Genomic DNA, 7,703 nt, shown 5'->3' with positions numbered 1-7,703 from the left:
CCCACCCACACCGCCCAACACTGGTTCAACCACCTCGACACCACCGCCCTCACCCCCCACCACAGCCTCACCCAACTCACCCACGCCATCGCACGACTCACCCGCGCCACATAGGCCCAGAAGCCCTGCCCCCGCCCCGCCCCCGCACCCCACCGCCCCGCCCGAAGGCCGGGGCGGTTTACGTGGATTGCCGCGCTTTCCGGGGACCGGAACCACGCGCCGCGCGGAACTGCGCCTGCCGCTGACATTGACAAGGGTTTGGTCCGAACCTACGTTCCCGAAGTGGTAAGCGCTTTCCCCCCGTTGGGGTGGTCGTCGGTGAACCGCGCCGCCCCCCGAGTCGCCCGCCGCGGGCGGACAGGACGCGTCCGCGGCCCGAGATGACGCACGCGCGCCCGTAGAAAACGTTCTCCCGCGTCCCTTCCGTGGACGCCTCACCCCACGCGCCGCACCCGGAAGCCGGCCGACTTCCGGGCCGCGCGGACAACTCCCACGCACCCGCACGTCTCCACAGCCGCGCAAAGGAGTTCGTTCATGAAGGCAACAGCGCGCCGCCGCGCGGCGGTGCCCCTGGGCATCGCCCTGGTCGCCGCGGTGCTCGTCCCGGTGGGAGCGGCCCAGGCCGCCGACCCGGGGGACGAGCTGCCGCCGCAGGAGCCGGGCATCACGCTCCGGGTCTTCGACGTCGGATTCGAGCCGGAGCAGATCTGTGAACTGACCGAAGGCCAGACACCGAACATCGACGTGTTGCGCCCGACCGTCGACTGGGTGTCCGACGAGGACTTCGGCGGCATCGGCAACAACTTCATGGCGCACGTGATCGGCAACATCCACGTGCCCGAGGACGGCAGTTACGACTTCCGGATCATCAGCGACGACGGGTCCAGGCTGTCGCTGAACGGGACCGAGATCATCGAGAACGACCGGCGGCAGCCGCCCACCGCCGCCGACGGGACGGCCGAGCTGACCGCGGGCGCGCACGCGCTGCGCGTCGACTACTTCCAGGGCGCCTACGACAAGGCGCTGCGGCTGGAGTGGAAGCCGCCGGGGGCGGCCGAGTTCGCGCTGGTGCCGGAGTCGGTGCTGACCACGGACGCCGGGGTCACCCGGGTCACCTCGCCCGGGGTGAAGCGGTGCGCCGGCGACGACACCAGCCCGGGGGACGGCCGGCCGCTCGTTGACGTGCACCCCGACTACACCGTGACCGACCTGCGGCCGGACGGCTTCGAGCCGATGGTCACCGGGATGGACTGGTTCGACGACGAGCGGATGGTCATCACCACCTGGGCGGGCCGGGAGAGCTTCGACGGCGCCGTCGAGATCGTCACCGGCACCGTCGGGGAGGACGCCGACCCGGCGGAGGTCACCACCGAGGTGGTGGCCACCGGGATGAACGAGCCGCAGGGCGTGCTGGTCGAGGACGGCGAGGTCATCGTCGCCGAGAAGCACCAGCTGAGCCGGCTGGTGGACGCCGAAGGCGACGGGTTCTACGAGGGCAGCGAGGCCATCGCGAGCTGGCCGAGCGGCGGCACGTACCACGAGTTCGGGTTCGGCCTGCTGGCCGACGAGGAGTACTACTACCTGAACCTGTCGGTGGCGATCACCCCGGGCGGCCGGACCACGGTGCCGCAGCACGTGGAGAACCGCGGCACCTCGGTGCGGATCGACAAGGAGACCGGCGAGCTGGAGTACGTGGCCGGCGGGCTGCGCACCCCCAACGGGATCGGCTGGGGGCCGGCGGGCGAGGTCTACGTGACCGACAACCAGGGGGACTGGCTGCCGTCGTCGAAGCTGGTGCGGATCGAGGAGGGCGCGTTCTACAACCACCACACCACCCCGCCGGGGCCGTTCGACGACCAGCCGGTCACCGAGCCGGTGCTGTGGCTGCCGCACGGCGAGATATCGAACTCGCCGACCAATCCGGTGACCATCGAGGAGGGCGTCTTCGCCGGCCAGTTGGCGTTCGGCGACGTCACCTACGGCGGCATCCAGCGGGCGTTCCTTGAGGAGGTAGACGGGCAGCAGCAGGGCGCGGTGTTCCGGCTGACCCAGGGTCTTGAGTCCGGGGTGAGCCGGCTGGCGCTGGGGCCGGACGGCTCGTTCTACGTCGGCGGGATCGGCGGCGGCGGGAACTGGGAGCAGCCGGGGAAGCTGCCCTACGGTCTCCAGAAGCTGACCCCCACCGGCCAGGACGCCATGGACATCGTGTCGATGGAGGTCACCGAGGCCGGGTTCGACCTGACCTACACCAAGCCGGTCGCCGCCGACGTGCTGGCGAACCTCGCCGAGCGCTACCAGGTCCAGCAGTGGTCCTACAACCCGACCTCGCAGTACGGGGGGCCGAAGCGGAACCTGGAGACGCTGACCGTCGCCGGGGCCTCGGTCTCCGACGACGGCCGGACGGTGCGCCTGGAGCTGCCGGGACTGCGGGAGGACCGGGTGGCGCACGTCCGCTCGCCCCGCCCGTTCGCGGCGGCCGACGGGACGGAGCTGTGGAGCACCGAGGCCTGGTACACCGTGCACAACATCCCCGGCTACCAGGCGCCGCCGAACCCGATCGGCCAGTACGAGGCCGAGGACGGGCTGCTGAGCGGCGGTGCGGACATCGACGACGAGCACGGCAACCACACCGGGGAGGGCTTCGTCGACGGCTTCGACACCATCGGCGCCGAGCTGACCTGGACCGTGGACGTCGCCGAGGCCGGGACCTACCCGGTGACCTTCCGCTACGCCAACGGGCCCAACCCGTATGTCGGCACCAAGACGATCTCGCTGGACGTGAACGGCGCCGACCTCGGTCAGCTCGCGGTCGAGACCACCGAGGTGTGGAACGCGTGGGCCGACCACGTGGTGCCGCTCGACCTCCAGGCGGGCCGCAACACCATCACGGTCGCCGCCGGCGAGGACGACGACCGGCACGTCAACTGGGACCACCTGCGGATCCAGGAGGAGGTCTGCTCACCGGCCGAGCCCGACGCCGGCTACCGGATGCTGTTCGACGGCACCACGGAGAGCCTCGCCGGCTGGGAGATGGCCGGGCCGGGCGACTTCGTCGCGCAGGCGGACTGCACCATGCGGTCCGTCGGCGGGCTCGGACTGCTCACCCACCCCGAGGAGTTCACCGACTACCGGCTGAAGCTGGACTGGAAGATGGGCGGCGACGACAACTCGGGCGTGCACATCGGCGTGCCCGACCCGCAGGGTGACCCGGCGGCCCGCAACGGCGGCTTCGAGGTGCAGATCGACGCCACCGACGTGCCGGAGCTGACCACGGGCGCGATCTACGACTTCCAGGGCGCGGACATCGCGGCGCGGGACGCGGCGCTGAACCCGCCGGGGGAGTGGAACGCCTACGAGATCGTGGTCGAGGACCTGCGGGTGCGGGTCTACCTCAACGGCGTGCTGATCAACGACTACGACACCGAGGGCGCTGACCCGGCCCGGGACCTCAGCTCCGGGCGCGTCGGGCTACAGAACCACCACACCGGTTCCGACGTCTGGTTCCGGAACGTCCAGATCATGCCGCTCGGCTGACCGGACGGCGCGCGCACGCACTCGGACCGGCCCCGCTGGCGGGGCCGGTCCTCACGCGGGCCAGGGCCCAGGACAACGTTTACTGCCGGGAACTCGCGTGGTCGCCCTGGTGTGCGGCCGGGTAACGGGTTAGCGTCGCGCGAAGTCCCACTCCGGGTACGGAAGTTCAGCGAAACCGAACAGAACTCCCCAGCCGCTGGACGGGGTCGCGCGACCGGAGTGGGCGAACCGGCAAAGACGATCCGTGCCCAACCCCCTCACCGCCGTTGGAGTCGCCATGCCACGACGCCGCTGGACCGGGCCGCTGCTGCTCGCCGCATCCCTCACCCTGCTCGCCCCGCTCGCCGTCACCACCACCGCCGTCGCCGCCGAGGACGCGGCGGCCCGGGACGCCCCGCCACCGGCCGCCGCCCTCGACCAGGCCGCCGGCGAACCCGGCACCGCCGAGGTCCCGTTGGACAACCTCACCGCGACCACCACCCAGGTGGCGTCCGGGCTGCGCCGCCCGACCAGCCTGGTCGCGCCGGACGACGGCAGCGGCCGGCTGTTCATCACCGAGAAGCCCGGCACCGTCCGCGCCTACCACCCGGACACCGGCCTTGAGACGACCCCGCTGATCGACATCACCGCCGAGGTGGACGCGGACGCCAACGAGCGCGGCCTGCTCGGCATCGCCACGCCGCCCGACTTCACCGAGAGCCAGCAGCTCTACCTCGCCTACACCGCCGCCGCCGACGGCGCGGTCACGCTGGCCCGCTACGACCTGGCCGACGCCGGCCTCGAAGTGCTGCTGAGCCAGGAGCACGCCGACTACGACAACCACAACGGCGGTCAACTCGCCTTCGGGCCCGACGGCTTCCTCTACTGGTCCATCGGCGACGGCGGCGGCTCCGGCGACCCGTTCGACACCGGGCAGCGGGTGGACACCCTGCTCGGCAAGATCCTCCGCCTGGACGTCAGCCAGAGCTGCGGCGAGCTGGCCTACTGCGTGCCCGAGGACAACCCGTTCGTCGGCGTCGAGGGCGCCCGCGCGGAGATCTGGCACTACGGGCTGCGCAACCCGTGGAAGTTCTCCTTCGACCCGGCCGACGACTCGCTGTGGATCGGCGACGTCGGCCAGGGCGGCTGGGAGGAGGTCAACCACCTGGCGCCCGGCCAGGGCGGCGCCAACCTCGGCTGGTCCTGCCGCGAGGGCCTCACCGAGTTCGACCCGGAGCAGTGCGACCCGGCGGCCGAACTCACCGACCCGGTCTTCACCTACCCGCTGACCGGCGGCAACTGCGCGGTGATCGGCGGCCACGTGTACCGCGGCGCGGAGTACGCCGAGCTGGCCGGCGGCACCTACATCGCCGTCGACTACTGCTCCTCCCGGGTCTTCGGCGTCCGCGCCGACGGCGCCGGCGGCTACGACAGCGCGCAGATCGGCGAGATCAGCGCCACCAGCACCCTGGTCTCCGCGCTGGGCACCACGGTGGACGGCGAGATCTACGCGGTGAACGACCTGCCCGGCGGGCTGCACCGGATGTCCTTCGAGGAGACCGTCCCGGCCAGCACCTGCCAGGTCGCGTTCACCGCCGAGGCCTGGAACAACGGCTACCAGGCCGAGATCACCCTGACCAACACGGGCGAGGAGCCGGTCGCCGACTGGCGGCTGGCCTTCGAACTGGCCGCCGGGCAGCGGTTCGTCTCCGGCTGGGGCGCCACCTTCGCGGCGGACGGCGCGACCGTGACCGCCCGCGGGGACGCGAGCATCCCCGCCGGGGGCAGCGCCACCCTCGGCCTGGTCGCCCGGCACACCGGCGACAGTTCGGCCCCGGCCGCCTTCACCCTCAACGAGGGAGCCTGCACCACCGCCTGACCCGCACCACCGCCTGACCCGCACCACCCCCGACGCCCCGCCGGCCACCCCGGCGGGGCTTCGTCGTGCCGGCCGCGTTCCCCGCGGAAGCGGCGGCTGTCGTTCGGCGGCTGTTGTCCCGCACGCGCGGAACCGGAGCGGCCGGCTCCGCCCCGGGCCTTCGCACTCGGAGGCCCGACTGGCAGGATATGACGTGAATTCAGAGAATCAGAGCTTCTCTTGAGCTATCTCTGACCATCCCAGCTCTATAAATGAGAGGTCGCAACGCACCGGAAACTTTGGGCGGTTTTCCACGACATAGCCTCAGTAGCCCCTTCCAGCGCACCGTTGGAGCCCAGCGATGTCTCAGGCTCAATCGTTTCACCACGCGTCCCGGCCGGTCCCCGCGCCCGCCGCCTCCCACGCGGTCCGGGCGGCGCCCGCCCCCCTGGCGCCCGCCGGCCCGCCGCCGGCCGCGGCGCCCGCCGCCGCCCAGCCCGCCGCCCGGCCGCAGCAGACGCTGCCGGCGGCCGAGCGGCACCGGGAACGGCTGCTCCGGTACGTCAGACGGCTGATGGTCGGGGACCCGCACCGCGCCGAGGACATCGTGCAGGAGACGATGCTGCGCGCGTGGCTGGCCGCGGACGAGTTCGCCGGGGACTTCGGCGGCGAGGCCGAGCGGGCCAGGAGCGACGACCGGCTCGCCGCCTGGCTGCACGTGGTGGCCCGCAACCTCGCGGTGGACGCCCACCGTCGCGAGCGGAGCGTGCCGGCCGGTATCCTCCCCACCGGCCTGCTGCAACAGGCCGACGAGCGGGTCGACGTGGCCGAGTCCGTCGTCAACCGGGTCGCCGTCACCCGCTCGTTGGCCCGGCTCGGCCCCCGACACCGCGACGTGCTCGTCCATGTCCACCTGTGTGACCGTTCCCGGGCCGAGACCGCGCGCATCCTGGGCATACCCAGGGGCACCGTGAAGTCCCGGGCCCACTACGCTCTGTCCGCCCTGCGACGGGAGTTCCCGGCAGTATGAGAGGCACTGACCCTCTGGAGTTCCTGTCCCGGCACCGGGAGATCATCTTCCGGATCCTCGGCATCGTCGCCGTGCTGCTGGTGATCTTCCTCATCATCCGGGCCATCGCCATGCGGATGGGCGGCTGGTCGGCCGCCTTCGCCCGGGTGCGCCGCGAACTGGCGATCACCGCGCACGCGTTCGCCTCCCCCGTCCGCGCCTGGCTGCGCTACCGCCGCTCGCTGCGGGTCCTGGTGCACGGCCTGCGCGCGCCGGCGACCTGGCGGGACGCCGAACGCGCGCTGGCCGCCGCCCGGCAGGCCGCCGGCCCCGACGGGCCGCGCCCGTACGCCGCGCTGGTCGACGGCGGCACGGTGACCGTGCTCCTGGCCGGCGACGGCGTGGGGCCGCCGGACATCGACCCGTGGTGGGTCGCCGACGACGACGCCCCCGACCACTGGAGCATCGACCGCGGCGACCTGCCGCCCGTGGTGCCGCTGCCCGACCAGGAGCCGCCGGTGCTGGTGGCGATCGGCGAACTGGGCGGCTGGTGCGCGTTCCTCGACGTGGCGGTCGGGCCGCCGCTGGTCTGCGTCGACGGCGAGCGGCGCGGCGCCACCGCGCTGCACCAGAGCGTCGCCGCCCAGCTGGACGTGCGGCTGCCCGAGGGCACCGTGGTGGTGGCCGAGGGCGTGCACCGCGCGTTCGACGGCGCCCCGATCCGCACCGCCTACCGCTCGGCCGCCCGCCTCGGCCCGGCCGCCGGGCTGGCCCCGTTCCTGGTCAGCGCCGAGCTGCCGGCCCCGGTGCCGCCCGAACTGGTCGCGCCGCCCGCGCCGTTCCCGCCGCTGCGGGTGCTGCTGCTGGGTGAGGGCCGCGGCTACGCGCGCACCCTGCTGAGCGACCGGACCGGGCAGGTCGGCGTCGTCGGCACGCCGCTGGTGGTCGAGGGCACCGCGCTCAGCCGCGCCATCGCCCGGGTGCTGGCCAGCATCCCGCCGGTGCTGCCGCCCGACCCGGCCGGCGACGCGAACCCGTCGGCGCGGATCTTCGCCGAACGGGACGACGAGGGCCTGGAAGAGGACTCCGAGGCCGTGCCCGCCGCCCCGCCGGTCGCGCTGGCCCCCGGGCCGCCGATCCCCGAGCGGGAGGACGAGGCCGAGGAGGAGGCCGTCGCCGCGCCGGTGGCCGACGAGGACGAGACGCAGGTGGCCGTCCCGTCCGCCCGCCCCCGGCAGCCCTGACCCCCCCGCACACCCCCTCCGCACCAACTCCCGCCGCACCACCCGCCCGACCAGCCCCCGTTACTGCCGACGCACCTCC

Annotated in this window: 4 protein-coding genes; all 4 read left to right on the top strand. The window is 73.2% G+C overall.

What is annotated here, in order from left to right; translation table 11 throughout:
* Positions 1-534 precede the first annotated feature (534 nt).
* The 4 genes from RM844_RS27705 (at position 535) to RM844_RS27690 (ending at position 7,624) form a co-directional block, all read left to right on the top strand.
* Complete coding sequence (locus RM844_RS27705) at positions 535-3,534, top strand: family 16 glycoside hydrolase (RefSeq protein ID WP_311670150.1); 3,000 nt, start codon at positions 535-537, stop codon at positions 3,532-3,534.
* Between the two features lie 277 nt (positions 3,535-3,811).
* The gene (locus RM844_RS27700) at positions 3,812-5,392 is read left to right on the top strand and encodes a PQQ-dependent sugar dehydrogenase (RefSeq protein ID WP_311670149.1); all 1,581 of its coding nucleotides are present in this window, start codon (positions 3,812-3,814) and stop codon (positions 5,390-5,392) included.
* A gap of 340 nt (positions 5,393-5,732) precedes the next feature.
* The gene (locus RM844_RS27695; protein WP_311670148.1) at positions 5,733-6,401 is read left to right on the top strand and encodes a sigma-70 family RNA polymerase sigma factor; all 669 of its coding nucleotides are present in this window, start codon (positions 5,733-5,735) and stop codon (positions 6,399-6,401) included.
* Positions 6,398-7,624: a hypothetical protein gene (locus tag RM844_RS27690; RefSeq protein WP_311670147.1), complete on the top strand. Its 1,227-nt coding sequence runs from the start codon at positions 6,398-6,400 to the stop codon at positions 7,622-7,624. Before RM844_RS27695 ends, RM844_RS27690 begins: the two co-directional genes overlap by 4 nt.
* Positions 7,625-7,703 lie beyond the last annotated feature (79 nt).

Origin of the sequence: Streptomyces chisholmiae (assembly GCF_031845445.1) — a bacterium.
GTDB lineage: Bacteria > Actinomycetota > Actinomycetes > Streptomycetales > Streptomycetaceae > Streptomyces > Streptomyces chisholmiae.
This window is presented reverse-complemented; position numbering and strand designations above follow the sequence as displayed.

Bases quoted from the DNA above. Each gene is read 5' to 3' on its own strand.
- RM844_RS27695 (WP_311670148.1), top strand. From the start codon at position 5,733: ATGTCTCAGGCTCAATCGTTTCACCACGCGTCCCGGCCGGTCCCCGCG.
- RM844_RS27690 (WP_311670147.1), top strand. From the start codon at position 6,398: ATGAGAGGCACTGACCCTCTGGAGTTCCTGTCCCGGCACCGGGAGATC.
- RM844_RS27700 (WP_311670149.1), top strand. From the start codon at position 3,812: ATGCCACGACGCCGCTGGACCGGGCCGCTGCTGCTCGCCGCATCCCTC.
- RM844_RS27705 (WP_311670150.1), top strand. From the start codon at position 535: ATGAAGGCAACAGCGCGCCGCCGCGCGGCGGTGCCCCTGGGCATCGCC.